This window comes from Enteractinococcus fodinae, from assembly GCF_031458395.1.
In the GTDB taxonomy this organism is placed as follows: Bacteria; Actinomycetota; Actinomycetes; order Actinomycetales; family Micrococcaceae; genus Yaniella; species Yaniella fodinae.
In genome coordinates this window covers 1,566,205-1,584,720 of the sequence record NZ_JAVDYJ010000001.1, presented here as the reverse complement: position 1 = coordinate 1,584,720, position 18,516 = coordinate 1,566,205, and the positions used below count along the sequence as shown (strand labels likewise).

Genomic DNA, 18,516 nt, shown 5'->3' with positions numbered 1-18,516 from the left:
GATACGAGCAATTTTTGTCAAGGAAAACGACCGAGTATATGTCTGAACCATCCACGAATCACGCCGTCGATCAACCCACAGTTATTAAGGTTTCTGGCGGCTCCGAAAAAGAAGTCACCGGCGGCTACGACGTGGTGATCGGCAAAGGGCTGTTGTCGCAACTGCCGGGCATTTTGGGCCCGCACCCTCATCGGGTGGCCATCATTTTGCCCCGTGCCTTGCGCGCAACCGGAGATGTCGTCAAAGCTGCCCTTGATGACGCAGGCTACAACGCGATTCTGGTAGAAATTCCGGACTCTGAAGAGGGCAAGCACATCGAAGTTGCCTCGTTCTGCTGGCAAGTCCTTGGCCAAAGTGACTTCACCCGATCAGATGCCGTGGTGTCTGTCGGTGGGGGAGCGGTATCAGACCTTGCCGGCTTTGTAGCCGCAACATGGCTACGCGGCGTGCGCGTGGTCCACATGCCTACCACGCTGCTGGGCATGGTGGACGCGGCGGTCGGAGGGAAAACCGGCATCAACACCGCTGAGGGAAAAAACCTTGTGGGCTCATTCCACCCGCCCGCCGGAGTCCTAGCAGACCTCGACACATTGTTGACCTTGCCAAAAAATGAGCTGATCTCCGGGCTCGCCGAAGTCATCAAATGCGGGTTCATCGCTGATGAGAAGATTCTGGACCTCATCGAAGACAACATGGGACAGGTCACCAACCCGCACTCGCCAGTGTTACGGGAACTCATTGAACGAGCCGTGCAGGTCAAGGCCGACATCGTTGGTGAAGATCTCAAAGAATCTAACCAGCGGCAGATGCTCAACTACGGTCACACGCTCGGCCATGCGATTGAATTGGCAGAACGGTACCAATACCGCCACGGTGCTGCCGTTGCCGTAGGTATGGTCTTTGCAGCAGAACTCGCCCGTTCAGTTGGCCGACTCGACGATGACACCGTCGAGCGCCACAAACGCATCATCGAAGGTGTCGGCCTACCGACCTCCTATCAGGGCGACCGCTGGGCCACCCTGCTCGATGGTATCCGGCGCGATAAAAAGAACCGTGGTGAGCAACTTCGTTTTGTGATCCTGGAGGCTCAGGGCGCACCGGTCATCTACGACGTTCCCGATGAATCGTTACTGTTCGCCGCCTACCAGGAAATCGCCGACTAGCAGCCCCGGATTTGCTCCGTGGCTTAGACTAGGACACGGCCCCCAAAGGGGTGACCCCTGGACTGCCAGATACGATCCCCGTCCCACAACTTTTAGGAAGAATACGCCCCATGGTTATGCTCAGCAGTAATGACATCAAAAACGGCTCAGTCGTCGTCCTTGACGGCCAGCTCTGGCAGGTCCAAGAATTCCAGCACGTCAAACCAGGTAAAGGTGGTGCCTTTGTCCGCACCAAGATCAAAAACCTGACCTCAAATAAGATCATTGACAAAACCTGGAATGCCGGAGCCAAAGTAGAATTTGCCACCGTCGACAGGTCCGAATACCAATACCTCTACCGTGACGGCGACGACTTTGTGTTCATGGATCTGACCACCTTCGATCAGGTCATGGTCCCCTCCTCAGTGGTCGGAAATGCGGCAAATTTCCTGCTCGAAAACGACAACGCGCAGATCGCGATCTCAGATGGTTCCCCGCTATACCTGGAACTGCCCGCCACGGTCGTCTTAGAAGTCACCTATACCGAGCCCGGGCTCCAAGGTGATCGTTCATCCGGTGGGACCAAGCCCGCCACCTTAGAAACCGGCTTGGAAATTCAAGTTCCTCTATTCATTGACGAAGGTACGAAAGTCCGTGTAGACACCAAAAACGGTGAGTACCAGGGCCGAGCAACCGACTAACCCCTGGCACGGAGTAGCACTACATTGACAAAATCATCAGACAATAAACCCCACAAAATAGGCTCCCGCGGCAGGGCCCGACGCCGTGCCCTCGAAATCCTCTTCGAAGCCGAACACCGGCACACCACACCGCTCGACGCGCTGCAGCGCCGTCGGGAATACACCGACCAAACGATCAACCCGTATACCACAGCGATCATCGATGGGGTCATCACCCATCAAGAACAAATCGATGAACTGCTGGCTCAGTATGCACACGGTTGGACCATGGAACGCATGCTGGCCATGGATAAATCGATCCTGCGGCTAGGCGCCTGGGAGCTCCTGTTCAACGATGAAATGCCCGATGCAGCAGCTGTCAATGAGGCAGTGAACATGGCACGGGAATACTCCAACGACGACTCACCGGGTTACGTCAATGGTGTGCTTGGTCGCTTACAGGAACTGAAACCCACCTTATTGCTGTAATTCAACCGCTGGAGCACCCCAGCGGTGCTACAGTTACAACGCATGAGAATGACGGGACCACCACAGATCCCGCACATCCTTTAAACACCGTCCCGTGAGGCGGGAAAGGAGAAATCGTGGTGCATCAACCTGTGCGAAAAGTCCGCACCGTGATGTCAGCAGCCGATATCAATCGGGTCCTAACACGCATTGCCCATGAAATTCTAGAAGCAAACCGAGGCACCGAAAATCTCCTGCTGCTAGGCATCCCGCGCCGCGGCGTGCCATTAGCCAACCGGCTCGCGGAGAAACTGGCCGAGATTGATCCGGAATTTGTAGCCGCCGAGCGTACCGGACAGCTCGACATCACACTCTACCGGGACGATCTAGGCCGGACCGGTACACGCGTACCGGCCTCGACCATCATCCCACCGGTCGGCATCGATGATGCTGTGGTGGTGCTGGTGGACGATGTCTTGTACTCCGGGCGCACAATACGGGCCGCACTGGATGCGCTAGCCGACCTCGGACGACCACACACAGTACGTCTTGCTGTGTTAGTCGATCGCGGCCATCGCCAACTTCCATTGCGCGCTGACTATGTGGGCAAGAACTTGCCGACCGCGTCATCAGAGCACGTGCGAGTCCATCTGGCTGAAATTGACGGTGACGAAGCGTACTACACCGCTGATCAAGTACAAATCGTGGATGTGATCAACTAATGCGTCACCTGCTAGCAACCCGGGACTTATCCTACGATCACGCCCTGGCGATCTTGGATACCGCCCAAGAAATGGCCTCCGTCTCGGACCGGTCCATCAAGAAACTGCCGACGTTGCGCGGCCAAACCGTGGTGAACCTCTTCTTCGAAGACTCCACACGCACCCGTACTTCATTTGAAGCAGCAGCTAAACGACTGTCAGCCGACGTGTTAAATTTTGCGGTCAAGACATCCTCGGTTTCCAAAGGGGAGTCGCTCAAAGACACCGTTCAAACTTTAGAGGCTATCGGTGGCGACGCGATCGTGATGCGCCACTGGGCCTCCGGCGCGGCACAACAATTAGCGAACTTCGGTTGGTCGTCATCGGCAGTGATCAATGCCGGCGATGGCACGCACGAACACCCCACGCAAGCGCTCTTAGATGCCTTCACGTTGCGGAACCGGCTATACAACCAACAGGGGACCGGCAAGGACCTAGCCGGCATACACATAGTGATTGTTGGCGACATTTTACATTCACGCGTAGCCCGGTCAAACGTGTGGTTGCTGCACACGTTAGGCGCCAAGGTGACCCTGTCAGGCCCACCCACCTTGATGCCAGTGGGAGTGCACACCTGGCCCGTCGAAGTGAACTATGACTTGGATGCACTCTTAGCCCAACGTCCCGAGGCAGTCATGATGCTGCGTGTCCAGGCTGAACGTATGTCCGGGGATTTTTTCCCGTCAGCTGCCGAGTACACGCGTCGATGGGGTTTAACCAACGATCGGTACAAAAAGATTGCGAATACGCCAACGCTGATTATGCATCCCGGCCCAATGAACCGTGGCCTAGAAATCTCAGCGGCCGCAGCGGATTCCGCACAAAACACCGCACTCGAACAAGTGGCCAACGGCGTGTCAGTCCGTATGGCAGTGTTGTACCTGCTGCTGGCAGGGCAACTAGGGCAATGAAAGGCCAGACCATGACCATTTCGTATTTGATCACCGGCGGCACGACACCAGACGGTATCGCCACAGATATCGCCATCGATGCTAACGGCACCATTGCTCACCTAGGGAATAGTTTGGCTGCCGAGGCAGCGCAGACCATCGACGCCACCGGCAAGATCGTCCTGCCCGGACTCGTCGATCTACACACTCACTTAAGAGAGCCCGGCAACGATGATGCCGAAACCGTCGAGACGGGAACCCAAGCGGCAGCCAAAGGCGGCTTCACTGCGGTCCACGCGATGGCAAATTCCAATCCGGTAGCGGACACCGCCGGGGTAGTAGAACAGGTCTACCGCTTAGGTAGACAATCCGGTTGGACAGACGTCCATCCGGTGGGAGCAGTCACCGTTGGTCTTGCGGGCGAACGCCTGGCAGAATTATCAGCGATGTATGATTCCACAGCCCAGGTCACCATGTTCTCCGATGACGGCATGTGCGTCTGGGATCCCGTGCTGATGCGTCGTGCACTGGAATACGTGAAATCTTTCGACGGGTTCATCGCCCAGCACGCCCAAGAGCCGAGACTGACCGAGGGCGCACAAATGAACGAATCAGCGCTCTCATCAGAACTGGGCCTTGCCGGCTGGCCGGCCGTGGCGGAAGAATCGATTATCGCCCGGGACGTTCTCTTAGCTCAGCATGTCGACTCCAGAATTCATATCTGCCATGTCTCCACCGCCGGATCAGTCGAACTGATTCGTTGGGCAAAATCGCAAGGCATCAACGTGACGGCCGAAGTCACGCCCCACCACCTGCTGTTGACCGAAGACTACGTCAAGACCTACGACCCCGTGTATAAGGTCAACCCGCCGCTGCGAAAAGATTCCGATGTTCATGCACTGCGCGAAGGTCTGGCCGATGGCACGATTGATACGGTCGGAACTGACCACGCACCGCATACCCAAGAGACTAAGCAATGCGAATGGGTAGTGGCAGCTATGGGGATGACCGGGCTAGAAACCGCGCTGCCGGTCATCCAGCACGCCATGGTCGATACCGGGCTATTGGACTGGCATGGAGTTGCCCGCGTCATGTCAGCGAATCCAGCCCGTATCTATCGGCACGCTGAGCAGGGTCAGCTCACCAAATCCGGGGGACTGGTTGAAGGAGCGGTCGCGAATCTGGTCGTGTACGACCCCCATCACAAGTTCACGGTGAACCCGACCGACCACGCCTCCAAATCAACCAACTCCCCATATCGCGGCATGGAGCTCTCCGGGCAAGTCACGGACGTGTTTTACCGCGGCCACCAGGTCGTCGCTGACGCCAACCTGACGACCCCATACCGGCACAGTTAAGAAGGAACGATCCACACTTGGACGAAACAACATTTACCGTCACCCTCACCGCCATCCTGGTGGCGTGCATCCTGCTAGGTATCTATTTCGGCCGCCGGAACCGAACCAAGCGACAACACCACATTGCAGCTCCCACCGAAGTTCCAGCTCGGTTATTGGAACGCGAGCCCACCGCTGCGGTGGACGGCACCTACATCACCACGGTGTTGGGACAGCATCTTCTCGAACGGGTCACCGCGCATCGGTTAGGTAACCGCAGCCAGGCTCGCATTGAGGTACATCCTGAAGGGGTTGTGCTGCTGCGAGTCGGAGAACCCAACTTCTTTATCCCAGCCCCACAGATTACCCAGGTCGCTACCGTGTCGGGTATCGCCGGAAAATTCGTCGAAAAAGACGGCATTTTGGCTATCACCTGGAACTTAGATGACACCGAGGTCACGACCGGGCTTCGGACCGAGACCATCTCGGAACACCAAGAACTTCGCACCACACTAGAAACATTCACTAACGGAAGGCAGACAGCATGAGCGCATCAGCCAAACTCGTTCTGGCAGATGGCACCATCTACGCCGGCACCTCCTATGCAGCACCCGGCGCCGTCTTTGGCAACCTGATCTTTGACACAACAATGACCGGTTACCAACACAGCCTGACAAACCCCGCAAATGTCGGCACCATCATGGTGTTTACCTTCCCACACATTGGCAACGTGGGCGTCAATGATGCTGACGCCGAATCTGACCAGTACTGGCCAGCCGGTGTCGTGGTTCGAGATCCAGCGCGAGTTCGGTCAAACTGGCAGTCCGAACGGTCACTAGTAGAAGACCTCACGACTGCCGGTGTGGTCGGTATCTCCGGACTTGATACGCGCGCACTGACCCGTCACGTTCGACGCAGCGGACAAGTCGCTGCGGGCATCTTCGGCGGAGCTGACGCCCAGGCCACCGATGCAGAACTCGTGGCTCAAGTGCAGGCATGGCAACAACCCAGCACCTCGCAACTATTAGAAGCTGTCACCACAGATGAGGCCTATGAAGTCGCAGCCGATCAACCGCAAGCCACCGTTGCGGTGATCGATTTGGGCGTTCGTCGAGCCACCATCACCCAGTTGGTGCAACGCGGTAATACCGTCAAGGTCATGCCGGCCTCCACTACCATCGAAGAACTCACCGCAGCCAATGTTGATGGCGTGGTGTTCTCCTCCGGTCCGGGCAACCCAGCCGAAGCCACCGATCAAATTAGCTTGGCCGCTGCGTTGCTTGAAACACGGATGCCGGTCCTGGGGATTGGTCTGGGCCACCAGATCGTCGCGGCCGCCCTGGGCTACGCCTCGATGCTGTTGCCGCAAGCCCAGCGCGGGCCCAATCAGCCGGTTTTCGATGTGGCCTCCGGGCAGAGCATTATTACCAATCAAAACCACCACTATGCCGTTGATGCGCCTCTGGGGACCCATCCTGCTCCAAACGCAGGCTACGGCGACGTCACCGTGACCCAGCACAGTCTCAATGATCACTCTGTTGAAGCGTTACGTGCCGAGGAACTGCCGGTTTTGACCGTGCAGTATTACCCAGAAAATACCGCGCTTGCCATCGATGAACCACACCCGGTTTTCGATGCGTTCGCAACCCTGATGGCCACCGGAAAATAAGACTAAGGATATACCATGCCAAAACGCACAGATCTCCACTCCGTATTAGTCATCGGCTCCGGACCCATTGTGATCGGGCAGGCCGCAGAATTCGATTACTCCGGCACCCAAGCTATCCGCGTCCTCAAAGACGAAGGTATTCGGGTTATCCTGGTCAACTCCAACCCCGCCACCATCATGACCGACCCGGAAATGGCTGACGCCACGTATGTGGAACCCATTACCGCTGAGGTCGTGGAAAAGATTATTGCCGCAGAACGTCCCGATGCCATTCTGCCGACCCTGGGTGGCCAGACCGCGCTCAACACGGCCATTCAATTGGATGAAGCCGGGGTCTTGGAACAGTACGGGGTGGAACTCATCGGCGCGAACATCGCCGCCATCGAACTCGGGGAAGACCGTGAGGCTTTCAAAGGGGTAGTAGAGCGCTGTGGTGCCGAATCGGCACGCTCGGTGATCGTCCACTCCATGGATGAAGCCCTTGAGGCAGCAAAAGAACTCGGTTACCCCATGGTCGTTCGTCCTTCCTTCACCATGGGTGGGCTCGGATCGGGGATGGCCTACAACGAAACTGATCTGCACCGTATCGCCGGAGCCGGCATCCAGTACTCTCCGACCTCCGAGGTCTTATTAGAAGAGTCCATTTTGGGTTGGAAAGAATACGAGTTCGAAATGATGCGCGACAGCGCTGACAACGTCATCGCGTTGTGCTCGATTGAAAACTTCGATCCGGTCGGTGTGCACACCGGGGACGCCATTACCGTCGCCCCTGCTGTGACCCTCACGGATCGCGAATACCAAAAGATGCGTGATATTTCGATCAAAATCATCCGCGAGGTTGGCGTCGCCACGGGTGGATGTAATATCCAATTTGCGGTCAATCCAGAAGATGGTCGCATCGTGGTGATCGAAATGAACCCGCGCGTGTCTCGGTCTTCGGCGCTGGCATCTAAAGCCACCGGTTACCCTATCGCCAAGATTGCCACCAAATTGTCGTTGGGCTACACGCTGGATGAGGTGACTAACGACATCACAGGTACTACCACAGCCGCCTTTGAGCCAGCACTGGACTATGTGGTCGTCAAAGTCCCGCGTTTTGCTTTTGAAAAGTTCCCGGCCGCTGATGCGACCCTCACCACCACGATGAAAGCCGTGGGTGAGGTCATGTCCTTTGGACGGAACTTTGCCGAGGCTCTGCAAAAAGCGCTGCGATCGCTGGAACAAACCGATGACGCAGAATTAGACTTTACGGTCCCCGATGCCAGTGAAGTCGCAACTCTTCTTGAGGCATCTAAAACCGCCACCACCGCTCGGCTTGGTCAAATCCAACGCGCGCTGCTCGGGGGAGCCTCCGTCGAAGAAGTCTTTGAAAACACCAAGATCGACCCGTGGTTCATTGATCAGTTGGTTTTGATAAATGAGGTGGCACAAGACATTCGTGGTGCTGATGAGCTCACGAAGTCCGTGTTGGAACACGCCAAACGACACGGTTTTTCTGATAAGCAGATCGGGCAGCTGCGACACATGGATGAAGCCGTGGTCCGTGGGGTACGCCATGCTTTGGGGATTCGTCCGGTCTATAAATCGGTTGATACCGCAGCCGGTGAGCACGTGGCACAGGCTCCGTACCACTACTCCTCGTATGACGGTCAGGAAACCGAAATTACCGAGCACACCCGCCCGACCGTGGTGATCCTCGGTTCCGGCCCCAACCGTATTGGCCAAGGCGTCGAATTCGACTACTCGTGTGTTCACGCCACCATGGCGATGCAGCAAGCCGGTTATGACACGGTGCTGGTCAACTGCAACCCAGAAACAGTATCCACCGACTCCGATATGTCAGACAGGCTCTACTTCGAGCCATTGACGCTCGAAGACGTGTTGGAAATCATTCATGCCGAACAACAAACCGGCCCGGTCGAGGGCGTGTTCGTGCAACTGGGTGGCCAGACCCCGCTGAAGCTCGCCCAAGATCTGGCCGATGCCGGTGTTACAATTCTTGGCACCTCTCCGGAGGCGATTGATCTAGCAGAACACCGCGGCTTGTTCGCGCAGGTGTTGCAGCAGGCGAATTTGACCGCACCGAAAAACGGCACCGCGGTCTCGTTCGAGGACGCCAAACATGTGGCCGACGAAATCGGTTATCCCGTGCTGGTCCGTCCCTCGTATGTGCTGGGCGGGCGTGGAATGGAGATCGTCTACGACGAAGAACAACTGGCGAACTACATCAAACACTCCACCGCCGAAATCACGCCGGAACACCCGGTGCTAGTCGACCGCTTCTTGGACGACGCCATCGAGATCGATGTGGATGCGCTCTATGATGGGAACGAACTGTTCATGGGCGGGATCATGGAACACATCGAGGAGGCCGGGATCCACTCGGGTGACTCGGCCTGTGTTCTGCCACCAACCACCTTGGCCCCCGATGTACTGGCTCGTGTGCGTGAAGCCACCGAGGCCATCGCCAAAGGTGTTGGGGTACGCGGTCTCATTAACATCCAATTCGCGTTGGCCGCAGATATTCTCTACGTCATCGAAGCCAACCCGCGCGCCTCACGGACCGTACCGTTTGTTTCGAAAGCAACCGGTGTTGCCCTGGCAAAGGCCGCTGCGAAAATCGGCGTAGGCTCAACGATCGCCCAACTACGTGAAACCAGTGACTTGCCAGCCACGCATGATGGCTGGTCGCTCCCACTAGGCGCGCCCATCGCTGTCAAAGAAGCGGTCCTCCCATTCACGCGCTTCCGCACCCCCGAAGGTCGCGTCGTGGATTCGCTGTTGGGCCCCGAGATGCGCTCTACCGGCGAAGTGATGGGAATCGATAAATACTTCGACACAGCGTATGCGAAATCTCAAGATGCTGTGGGTGGACGGCTGCCCACCAGTGGCCGGGTCTTCATTTCGGTAGCCAACCGAGATAAGCGCGGAATCGTCGCCCACGCCAAACGTCTCACCGATATGGGCTTTGAGCTCGTTTCGACCGGAGGCACCGCCGATGTGTTAGCCCGCAACGGGATCATGACCGAAGTGGTTGATAAGATCACCAGTGACGCTCCATCACCTGGCGAAACCATCCTTGATCAGCTCGAAGACGGGCGCGTGGATCTGGTGGTCAATACCCCTTCCGGATCTGAGGCACGGGGAGATGGATATGAGATCCGCGCCGCCGCGAACTCCTTGGGTGTGCCACTGGTGACCACCCTGGCTGCGTTCGGTACTGCGCTACAAGCTATCCAAGCACAGCGGGAATACTCCTGGGATGTCACGAGCCTGCAGGAACATGACCGTCGCCTCGCCGCTGTGATTGCAAACCAACAGTAGGCCAAGATGTCACAAACTTTTGGTACCCGGTTAGCTCAGGCCATGGCACACCATGGTCCGTTGTGCTTGGGGATCGACCCGCACCGGCACTTATTGCATGACTGGGGTCTCAATGACACCCCGGCAGGGTTGTCGACCTTTTCGAAGACCGTCGTAGAAGCCGCAGCCGAGACAACCGGTGTGGCTGCGTTGAAACCTCAAGTCGCGCTGTATGAGCGATTCGGGTCGGCTGGGTTTGCCGTGCTAGAAGAAACCCTGCAGCTGGCCCACCAAGCCGATATCCTCACGATCGCAGACGCAAAACGCGGAGATATCGGTTCCACGATGCAAGGCTATGCTCAAGCATGGTTAGCTGATGGCTCTTCGTTAGTCGCAGATGCGGTGACGCTGTCGCCGTATCTGGGCTACGAGTCCCTCCGCCCGGCCATTGACTTGGCTTTAGCTCATCAGCGTGGGGTCTTCATTCTCGCGTTGACATCGAATCCCGAAGGGGCATCTGTTCAACATCTTGGCGCAGAAAACGACTCGGTAGCCAAACGGGTCGTGGAGGCGGCAGCCCGGGACAACCGGGGGGACGAAACTCTTGGTTCAGTCGGCTTGGTGGTGGGTGCAACGGTGCCAGCCCAGGCGGCCGCGCTGGGTATCGATCTGGCTGGGGCAAACGCCCCCATTCTCGCTCCGGGGTATGGTTCTCAAGGTGCTGAAGCGAAAAGTATCCGTGACGGGTTTGGTGAAGCCTGGCCAAATGTCCTAGTCAACTCGTCTCGGGGTATCTTGCAGCACGGACCGAACCTCGGTGATCTAAAATTGGCTATTGGTGACGCTCGCAAAGACCTCATTGTGAAGTAGAATACAGTTCACTAGGTAAGATAGCCGAAAACACGGAGTAGTCATTCACCTTTCTGGGTGTGGCTGTCCTTACCGTCACGGTAGGATCGGGCACGAAAGGCAGTACTAATGGTTCTAAAAGATCTGACACCCGAAGAGCGCCAAGCTGCACGTCAGAAGGCGCTGGATGCAAGAACTACGCGTGCGAAAATCAAGTCTGAGTTCGCCGACGGTACGCTATCTCTGGCAGAAGTGTTCGATCGCGCCGATGAGGACGAAGCCGTCGCTCGGATGCGCACCATCGATTTACTCACTGCCCTCAAAGGCATCGGCGAGATTCGAGCGCAGGGCATTATGGAACAGTGCGACATATCTTTGAATCGCAGGCTCCGCGGTCTGGGCCACCGCCAACGCAACGCCCTGATCGATGCGCTAGGCCGATAGATAAAATTCCCCCAAAATTCGACCGGAATTTTGGGGGAATGACATGCTTTGCGATACCCTTGCAGGTACTACTATCGCGCCAGCACACCGAATTCTCGAGGGACAATTTGCCAGATCAGACGCCCCCGGTCATCCCCGGCCCACGTGATTTGACCCTGCGGCCAGAACATCAAGGCAAACGTCCCGCCGTGACCGTCCTCGCGGGTCCGACTGCGGTCGGAAAGGGAACGGTCAGCCAGCACATCCGGGAACATTACCCCCAGGTATGTTTATCGGTCTCTGCAACGACACGGCCACCACGGCCCGGTGAGATCGATGGGGTGCACTACTCTTTTGTCTCGCATCAACAATTTGATCAACTCATTGAAGAGAACCAAATGTTGGAGTGGGCTCAAGTGCACGGACTCAATAAGTACGGCACGCGTCGCGATACCGTTGAAGACGCCATAGCCAAAGGCAAACACGTCTTGTTAGAGATCGATCTGCAGGGGGCTAGGCAAGTTCGTAAGACCATGCCCGAAGCGCTTTTTGTATTTCTCGCGCCACCGAGCTGGGAGGAACTCGTTCGACGCCTTGTTGGCCGCGGCACGGAAACAGCAGCCGAACAGCAACGGCGACTAGAAACCGCTAAACTGGAGCTTGCTGCAGAACCAGAATTTGATGCCGTGATCGTCAACGATACAGTTGGACAAGCTTCTGCAAGGCTGGTAGAACTCATGCAGTTACCCACCCGGCAGTGATCGGCACAAAAAGTACCATCTACCGTCTCCGGTCGCTCCGGAGAAATTTATTGGAGAGTCAGTGACTGAACAAAAAATTGAAGGCATCGTCAACCCATCGCTCGATGTACTGATCGACAAGGTTGATTCCAAATATGCACTCGTGCTGTTCGCAGCACAGCGTGCCCGCCAGATCAACGCTTACTACTCGCAGCTGCACGAAGGCCTCTTCGAATACGTCGGCCCGCTAGTCGACACCGAACTCAATGAAAAACCGCTCTCGATCGCCCTCCGGGAGATCGACGCTGGCCTATTAGAGATGAAGCCAGTGGAAGAAGTGCGCGCTGCTGCCGCAGAAGAACTCGATGAAGAATTCCCAACCTTCGAGCTGCCTGCCAACGAGGATGATCCATTCGCGCTGCCAGAGGAACCAGCCGCCGAAGCTGACGACGAATAACACACCGGGCCGTAGGGGGAGTGCATGCGGATTGTATTAGGCGTCACCGGTGGCATTGCAGCATATAAAGCCGCGTTACTGCTTCGATTAATGACCGAAGCCGGTCACGAAGTTCACGTCGTCCCCACCGAATCGGCGCTGAAATTTGTTGGTAAGCCCACGTGGGAGGCGCTATCGGGGAAGCCCGTCTACACTGACACATTCGAAGCCGTCGAAGACGTCAATCATGTGCTACAAGGTCGTAAAGCCGACCTTGTCGTGCTAGCACCCGCAACGGCAGACTCGCTGGCGAAAGCAGCCGCAGGTCTGGCCCCAGATCTGCTCGGCAACATCCTGCTGACCGCCACCGTGCCAGTGGTGATGGCCCCGGCCATGCACACCGAAATGTGGGAACACCCCGCCACCCAGGCAAATGTTGCGACCCTTCGTCACCGGGGGGTTCATATCATCGAGCCCGCTGTTGGGCGGTTGACCGGGGCAGATACCGGCAAAGGCCGGTTCCCCGAACCAGAAGATATCTGGGATCAAACGCTTCGGATCATGGCTGATGCGCACACCGAGAAGCCACTGGCCGGCAAGCATGTGGTCATTTCCTCTGGTGGTACCCGAGAGGCACTGGACCCGGTGCGGTATCTCGGGAATCGATCCTCGGGTAAACAAGGTGTCGCCCTCGCCGAAGTCGCGGCACAGCAAGGCGCTGACGTCACCCTGATTGCAGGAGCGATGGACATCCCGGCCCCTGAGCACCCGAACATCACCGTCGTTCACATTGAGTCGACGCGCGAACTGCTCGATGCTGTGCTCAACCACGCACGCGCCAAAGATGCCCTGATCATGGCCGCTGCGGTGGCCGATTTCCGGCCAGCCACCATCACTTCGGACAAGATCAAAAAACAAGACGGGGCCTCGGCACCTACCATTGTGCTGGAACAAACCGAAGATGTGCTCAAAACTACCGTGGAACAACGCGCGGCCGGTGAACCGCTCCCACGTGTCATCGTCGGGTTTGCGGCCGAGACGGGCGATGCCACCACGACGCCATTAGAATATGGTCGCGCCAAGCTGCAGCGTAAAGGCTGTGAGATCCTGGTCGTCAACGAAGTTGGAGTTGGCAAAGTCTTTGGCCAAGATGACAACGATGCGACCATTATTTTTGCCAACGGCAGTCCAGACGTGCCCATCAAGGGAACCAAAACAGCAGTTGCAGCCGAGATCATCGACCAGCTCGCCCGTGCCCTGGCATAGAGTTTTACGTTGCATGAACCACGGTGGCTCGTCCGAATGACAAGCGGGTACACTCACATACTGTGACTGCTAAAAATACTCCTGCCATGTATGAACCTTACGCTGGTATCGGCGACGGCCAACTGCGTCTGTTCACTTCAGAATCCGTAACCGCCGGGCACCCAGATAAGATCTGCGATCAGATCTCTGATGCGGTACTCGATGCGATTATCGCGAAAGATTCTAACGCCAAAGTGGCCGTTGAGACTCTGGTGACCACTGGGTTCGTACAGGTAGCGGGGGAAGTTAACACCTCTGCCTACGTTGAAATCCCGGAGATTGTGCGCCAAACGATCCTAAATATTGGCTATGACTCCTCCGCGCATGGTTTTGATGGCGCCACCTGCGGGGTCAATGTATCGATCGGCCAGCAGTCCTCTGATATCCACCACGGCGTTTCGACTTCGCTGGAAGCCCGCGATGGTTCCGTCGATGAAATCGATAAACAGGGTGCAGGCGACCAAGGCATCATGTTCGGTTATGCCTCTAACGAGACCCCGGCCTTCATGCCAGCCCCAATCTATTTGGCCCACCGACTCTCCGAGCGACTCACCACCGTGCGGCAGCAGCCCAACTCACCGATGCCATACCTCCGGCCCGACGGCAAAACTCAGGTAACGATTGGCTACGACGAAGACCACATCCCACGCACGGTTGAGACAGTCGTCGTCTCCACCCAGCATTTAGCCGAAGTCTCTCAAGAACAACTCCACCAAGACGTTCAAGAGCACGTCATCACCCCGGTCTTGGTCAATTTCGGTTTGCCCCACGATGACGTCGATATCATCATCAACCCCTCGGGTCCCTTTGTGATCGGTGGCCCAGTCGGTGACGCCGGTCTGACCGGACGCAAGATCATCGTCGACACCTACGGTGGGATGGCCCGCCACGGCGGCGGCGCTTTCTCAGGTAAAGATCCCTCCAAAGTGGACCGCTCCGCTGCCTACGCAACCCGCTGGGTCGCCAAAAACATCGTCGCAGCTGAACTCGCTGATCGCGTAGAAGTCCAAGTCGCCTATGCCATTGGTAAAGCGCGTCCGGTCGGTCTCTACGTCGATACCTTCGGTACCGAAAAGGTCAGTCACCAACAGATCGTGGCGGCCATTAACGAAGTCTTTGATCTGCGCCCCGCAGCAGTCGTCCAAGATCTTCAACTGCTCCGCCCCATCTACCAAGCCACCGCCGCCAACGGTCACTTCGGTCGCGAACTGCCAGATTTCACCTGGGAACGCACCGATAAAGTTGATCAATTGCGCGCCGCGGTAGGCTGGTGACGTGCCCCAAACAGATGCTTTATTTGATCTCCCAGAATCGCGGGCAAGCCTCCCGCCAGTAGCCGACGGCTGGCCCGCTCAGCCTGTCGCAAAAGTCCTCCTCGAAGCGCCGGTCTTGCATCTGGACCGGCTCTTTGACTACCTCATTCCCCACGAGCTCGATACGGCAGCCCAGCCCGGGGTCCGAATCAAAGTGCGATTCGGCCACCAAGAACTGTTCGGCTGGCTTATTGAACGCTCAGACACGATTGATACAGCCGCCCGGTTAAGCACGATCCGGAAAGTAGTCTCTGTGCTACCCGTGTTGGAACCCCAGGTTCTCGCGCTGGCACGCGAGGTCGCTCAACAGTACGGTTCCATCACCGCTGATGTCCTTCGCGCGGTCATCCCGCGCCGTGTGGCGGCCGTTGAACGTGACATCGCACAGCAGCTGGACGACGATCGCATCCCGGCACCTCCGACCGTTTCATCGCCGACGGATATGCCATTGGGCGACAGCAACGCCCCAACATTTTCTTGGGAGCTGCTCGAAGGTGCAGCTGAACTGTTCACCCCGGGACACCGTGGTCACTACGCGATGACGCTACCGTCAGCTCATGGGTCATGGGACGCCATGGGGGTCCTGGCTGACGCAGCCCAACGACTGGCCGCCACCGAGCAGAACACACTGATCGTCGTGCCAGACCACAAACACTTGGCTCGTCTTCAAAAGCACCTGGAAGAAGACCTCGGACAGCGAGGCTTCGCCCTGCTCAGTGCAGAACAGGGTAATACGGCTCGGTATCGAGCGTTTTTAGAGATTCTGACCGGCCAACACCGCATCGTCATCGGGACCCGTTCAGCCATCTGGGCACCGTTGAACCACATCGACGCGATTTTTGTCTGGGAACCTACCAGTGAACACCTCATCGAACCCCGCACCCCGTATTTCCACGTCCACACGGTCGCACGCTTGCGTGCCAGGCAACACCATGCCCGCCTGGTCCTAGCCTCAACCTCCCGGGCTATCACTGTCCAGCAGCTGGTCTCCACAGGGGAACTGGCACAAATCGGCGTCAACCGAGCCACCCGAAATGCCCTGGCACCGCGAGTGGTTGCCACCTCAGATTCTTTTCACGCAGAACGCGACCCGCTGGCTCAAATCGCGCGCATTCCACACCTGGCACATCGCACCGCACAGGAGGCCCTCCAAGGCAAACATGCGCCACCAGGGCCGGTGCTGGTACAAGTCGCGCGAGCCGGTTTCATCCCGGGCCTGTTTTGTAGTCAGTGTGGCGAATCAGCCCGCTGCCGACACTGCACCGGACCACTGGGTTACACTGACCGACTCGCGGTCCAACGACACGAAGCATCGTGCCGTTGGTGTGGCATCAAAGAGCGCCACTTCGCGTGCACTAACTGCGGGTCACGTCAACTGCGCGCTGGGGCACGGGGAGTGCATCGAACCGCCGATGAGCTTGGCAGAGCCTTTCCCATGACCCCGGTCATGTCGTCTTCTGCAGATCACCTCCTGGTGACCGTGGCGGACCAGCCAGCCATCGTCATCGCCACCCCGGGAGCGGAACCGGTCGCACCGGGAGGCTATGCGGCCGCGCTCCTGCTGGACGGCGACGCCCAGTTACAGCGCGAGGGGCTCGATGTACCAGAACACGTTCTCGGCCACTGGATGCGCGCTTCAACGCTGGTTCGCTCAGCACGCGACGGGGGAGTGGTGGTCGTCACCGCGGAATATGATGACGCGGTTGCCGCTCTGGTCCAGATGAACCCCATCGCGTGGGCCGACCGCCAATTAGCCCAGCGCCAACAACTGGGTCTGCCACCGGCTGTACGGGTCGCAGAACTGCTCGGGCCGCTCGATGAGGTCACGAAAACGATTCGGCACACGCCGTTGCCGTATCAGGCAGATCAGTCTCCCTGGATTGGACCGGTGCCCTTCGAAGAACACACCCACCGGGCATTACTTTTTTTCCCGCATCACGTAGCAGATCAGGTGATTTCCGCGCTCAAAACAACCCGGGCACAACTCTCTGCGCGCGGTGAGGCAACCACCGTGCGGTTGCGGGTCGACCCAACCGATGTGCTGTAGTACCCGCAGACTAGACACCTGCATTAGGACTGGCCAGGATTTTCAATCTGTTCGAAAGCCGCTGAGAGTTCGTGTTCGGCGGGCAACGCTTTTTTCTCCTCGGTAGGCAAGGAGTCATAGGTGTAGGTGGCCACAGCCATAGGGGAGTCGGACCGGCTCAGGGCGTACCGGACGCTGTGGTCGTTTTTACTGCCGCAGATCAAGATCCCAACCGTCTGACTGTGGGCTTCACGCTTGAGCTGATCATCGACTACAGCAACGTAGAAATTTAGTTTCCCAGCGTATTCGGGCTGGAATTTGCCGGTTTTCAGTTCAATGACAAAGTAGCGCAGCTGCTCGACGTGGAAGAACAACAAATCAATGTAGTAGTCATCGCCACCAACTTCGAAATGCACTTGGCGCCCGACGAACGCGAAACCAGGTCCCAGCTCGCGTAAAGTTTCCACAATCCGCTCCGTCAGCGCTTGTTCCACGTCTCGCTCAGCGACTTCGCCAGCTAATCCCAGAAATTCGAAAGTGTAGGGATCTTTTGCCACCTGCTGTGCCAGTTCTGACTCGGGTGCGGGTAAGCGCTGCGGGAAGTTCGACGGTGCTGCTCCGGTGCGTTCAAGCGTGTTGTTTTTGATCATGTTGAGCAACACATTGCGCGACCACCCAAATTCAACGGCCGCGGCGGCGTACCATTGTCGCGCTTCTTGACTCAAGGGTTTGTCGAGAAGTGTGCGGATATGCCCCCACGGCAATTGCGCCACAGGTTGTGGCGCAATTGCCTCGACGTTCCAGTGTCGAGCGAAAGTGGTCATATACTGCAGATTTCGAGGTGAAAAGCCGCGCATCTGTGGAAACTCGGCCCGTAAGTCTTCGGCTAGGCGCGCGATGATTTTGCTGCCCCAGCCTTGCCGTTCTTGCCGCAGGAGGATTTCTTTGCCGATGGCCCAGTACAGCTGAATCAGCTCGGTGTTGATGGTGCGCCGCGCCTGAATTTGGGCTTGGTTTACCCGGTGTTTGAGCGCTTCGAGTGTCTGACGGTAATCGTCGGGCAAGGCAAGATCGGCAGAAGACATACAACTCATTATCCAACTTCGAGGGTGTTTAGACGAGTATCGGGGCTGTGCTTGCTGATAGCTGGGTCCAGTCAGAATGAGCCGCTATC

At 57.3% G+C, this 18,516-nt stretch carries 17 protein-coding genes; 16 read left to right on the top strand and 1 reads right to left on the bottom strand.

Annotated elements, in window-relative coordinates:
• The first annotated feature begins 38 nt into the window (after positions 1-38).
• From aroB to J2S62_RS07360, 16 genes are all read left to right on the top strand, one after another.
• Positions 39-1,163 (top strand): 3-dehydroquinate synthase, encoded by a 1,125-nt coding sequence (aroB, locus tag J2S62_RS07435; protein ID WP_310175786.1) that lies wholly within the window; start codon positions 39-41, stop codon positions 1,161-1,163.
• Between the two features lie 116 nt (positions 1,164-1,279).
• Positions 1,280-1,843, top strand: coding sequence for an elongation factor P (gene efp, locus J2S62_RS07430; RefSeq protein WP_310175784.1), 564 nt, complete (start codon positions 1,280-1,282; stop codon positions 1,841-1,843).
• Positions 1,844-1,900: 57 nt separating this feature from the next.
• A complete protein-coding gene (gene nusB / locus J2S62_RS07425) occupies positions 1,901-2,311 on the top strand; it encodes a transcription antitermination factor NusB (RefSeq protein WP_310175783.1) in 411 nt (136 codons plus the stop codon).
• A gap of 116 nt (positions 2,312-2,427) precedes the next feature.
• Positions 2,428-3,012 (top strand): bifunctional pyr operon transcriptional regulator/uracil phosphoribosyltransferase PyrR, encoded by a 585-nt coding sequence (pyrR, locus tag J2S62_RS07420; RefSeq protein ID WP_310173158.1) that lies wholly within the window; start codon positions 2,428-2,430, stop codon positions 3,010-3,012.
• Positions 3,012-3,962, top strand: a complete 951-nt coding sequence (locus tag J2S62_RS07415; RefSeq protein ID WP_310173156.1) for an aspartate carbamoyltransferase catalytic subunit — start codon at positions 3,012-3,014, stop codon at positions 3,960-3,962. Before pyrR ends, J2S62_RS07415 begins: the two co-directional genes overlap by 1 nt.
• An 11-nt stretch (positions 3,963-3,973) precedes the next feature.
• The gene (locus tag J2S62_RS07410; RefSeq protein ID WP_310173154.1) at positions 3,974-5,299 is read left to right on the top strand and encodes a dihydroorotase; all 1,326 of its coding nucleotides are present in this window, start codon (positions 3,974-3,976) and stop codon (positions 5,297-5,299) included.
• Between the two features lie 17 nt (positions 5,300-5,316).
• Positions 5,317-5,826: a PH-like domain-containing protein gene (locus J2S62_RS07405; RefSeq protein ID WP_310173152.1), complete on the top strand. Its 510-nt coding sequence runs from the start codon at positions 5,317-5,319 to the stop codon at positions 5,824-5,826.
• On the top strand, positions 5,823-6,947 hold the full coding sequence (carA, locus tag J2S62_RS07400) for a glutamine-hydrolyzing carbamoyl-phosphate synthase small subunit (RefSeq protein WP_310173150.1): 1,125 nt from the start codon (positions 5,823-5,825) through the stop codon (positions 6,945-6,947). Before J2S62_RS07405 ends, carA begins: the two co-directional genes overlap by 4 nt.
• 15 nt (positions 6,948-6,962) lie before the next feature.
• Positions 6,963-10,271 (top strand): carbamoyl-phosphate synthase large subunit, encoded by a 3,309-nt coding sequence (gene carB / locus J2S62_RS07395; protein WP_310173147.1) that lies wholly within the window; start codon positions 6,963-6,965, stop codon positions 10,269-10,271.
• A gap of 6 nt (positions 10,272-10,277) precedes the next feature.
• On the top strand, positions 10,278-11,120 hold the full coding sequence (gene pyrF, locus J2S62_RS07390; protein ID WP_310173145.1) for an orotidine-5'-phosphate decarboxylase: 843 nt from the start codon (positions 10,278-10,280) through the stop codon (positions 11,118-11,120).
• A 108-nt stretch (positions 11,121-11,228) separates the two neighbouring features.
• Positions 11,229-11,543, top strand: coding sequence for an integration host factor, actinobacterial type (mihF, locus tag J2S62_RS07385; protein ID WP_310173143.1), 315 nt, complete (start codon positions 11,229-11,231; stop codon positions 11,541-11,543).
• Positions 11,544-11,674: 131 nt separating this feature from the next.
• Positions 11,675-12,283, top strand: a complete 609-nt coding sequence (gmk, locus tag J2S62_RS07380; protein ID WP_310175780.1) for a guanylate kinase — start codon at positions 11,675-11,677, stop codon at positions 12,281-12,283.
• Between the two features lie 61 nt (positions 12,284-12,344).
• Positions 12,345-12,719: a DNA-directed RNA polymerase subunit omega gene (gene rpoZ / locus J2S62_RS07375; RefSeq protein WP_310173142.1), complete on the top strand. Its 375-nt coding sequence runs from the start codon at positions 12,345-12,347 to the stop codon at positions 12,717-12,719.
• Positions 12,720-12,743: 24 nt separating this feature from the next.
• Positions 12,744-13,964, top strand: a complete 1,221-nt coding sequence (gene coaBC / locus J2S62_RS07370; RefSeq protein WP_310173139.1) for a bifunctional phosphopantothenoylcysteine decarboxylase/phosphopantothenate--cysteine ligase CoaBC — start codon at positions 12,744-12,746, stop codon at positions 13,962-13,964.
• Positions 13,965-14,050: 86 nt separating this feature from the next.
• Positions 14,051-15,277: a methionine adenosyltransferase gene (metK, locus tag J2S62_RS07365; protein ID WP_310173137.1), complete on the top strand. Its 1,227-nt coding sequence runs from the start codon at positions 14,051-14,053 to the stop codon at positions 15,275-15,277.
• 1 nt (position 15,278) lies between these two features.
• Positions 15,279-17,363: a primosomal protein N' family DNA-binding protein gene (locus J2S62_RS07360; RefSeq protein WP_310173135.1), complete on the top strand. Its 2,085-nt coding sequence runs from the start codon at positions 15,279-15,281 to the stop codon at positions 17,361-17,363.
• A 23-nt stretch (positions 17,364-17,386) separates the two neighbouring features.
• Here the strand turns inward: J2S62_RS07360 and J2S62_RS07355 are convergent, their stop codons facing one another.
• On the bottom strand, positions 17,387-18,427 hold the full coding sequence (locus J2S62_RS07355; protein ID WP_310173133.1) for a PDDEXK nuclease domain-containing protein: 1,041 nt from the start codon (positions 18,425-18,427) through the stop codon (positions 17,387-17,389).
• Positions 18,428-18,516: the final 89 nt, after the last annotated feature.

Excerpts from the sequence above, each read along its gene's own strand:
- efp (WP_310175784.1), top strand. The coding sequence starts at position 1,280 with ATGCTCAGCAGTAATGACATCAAAAACGGCTCAGTCGTCGTCCTTGAC.
- metK (WP_310173137.1), top strand. The coding sequence starts at position 14,051 with ATGTATGAACCTTACGCTGGTATCGGCGACGGCCAACTGCGTCTGTTC.
- carA (WP_310173150.1), top strand. The coding sequence starts at position 5,823 with ATGAGCGCATCAGCCAAACTCGTTCTGGCAGATGGCACCATCTACGCC.
- coaBC (WP_310173139.1), top strand. The coding sequence starts at position 12,744 with ATGCGGATTGTATTAGGCGTCACCGGTGGCATTGCAGCATATAAAGCC.
- mihF (WP_310173143.1), top strand. The coding sequence starts at position 11,229 with ATGGTTCTAAAAGATCTGACACCCGAAGAGCGCCAAGCTGCACGTCAG.
- J2S62_RS07415 (WP_310173156.1), top strand. The coding sequence starts at position 3,012 with ATGCGTCACCTGCTAGCAACCCGGGACTTATCCTACGATCACGCCCTG.
- aroB (WP_310175786.1), top strand. The coding sequence starts at position 39 with ATGTCTGAACCATCCACGAATCACGCCGTCGATCAACCCACAGTTATT.
- carB (WP_310173147.1), top strand. The coding sequence starts at position 6,963 with ATGCCAAAACGCACAGATCTCCACTCCGTATTAGTCATCGGCTCCGGA.
- J2S62_RS07410 (WP_310173154.1), top strand. The coding sequence starts at position 3,974 with ATGACCATTTCGTATTTGATCACCGGCGGCACGACACCAGACGGTATC.
- J2S62_RS07355 (WP_310173133.1), bottom strand. The coding sequence starts at position 18,427 with ATGTCTTCTGCCGATCTTGCCTTGCCCGACGATTACCGTCAGACACTC.
- pyrF (WP_310173145.1), top strand. The coding sequence starts at position 10,278 with ATGTCACAAACTTTTGGTACCCGGTTAGCTCAGGCCATGGCACACCAT.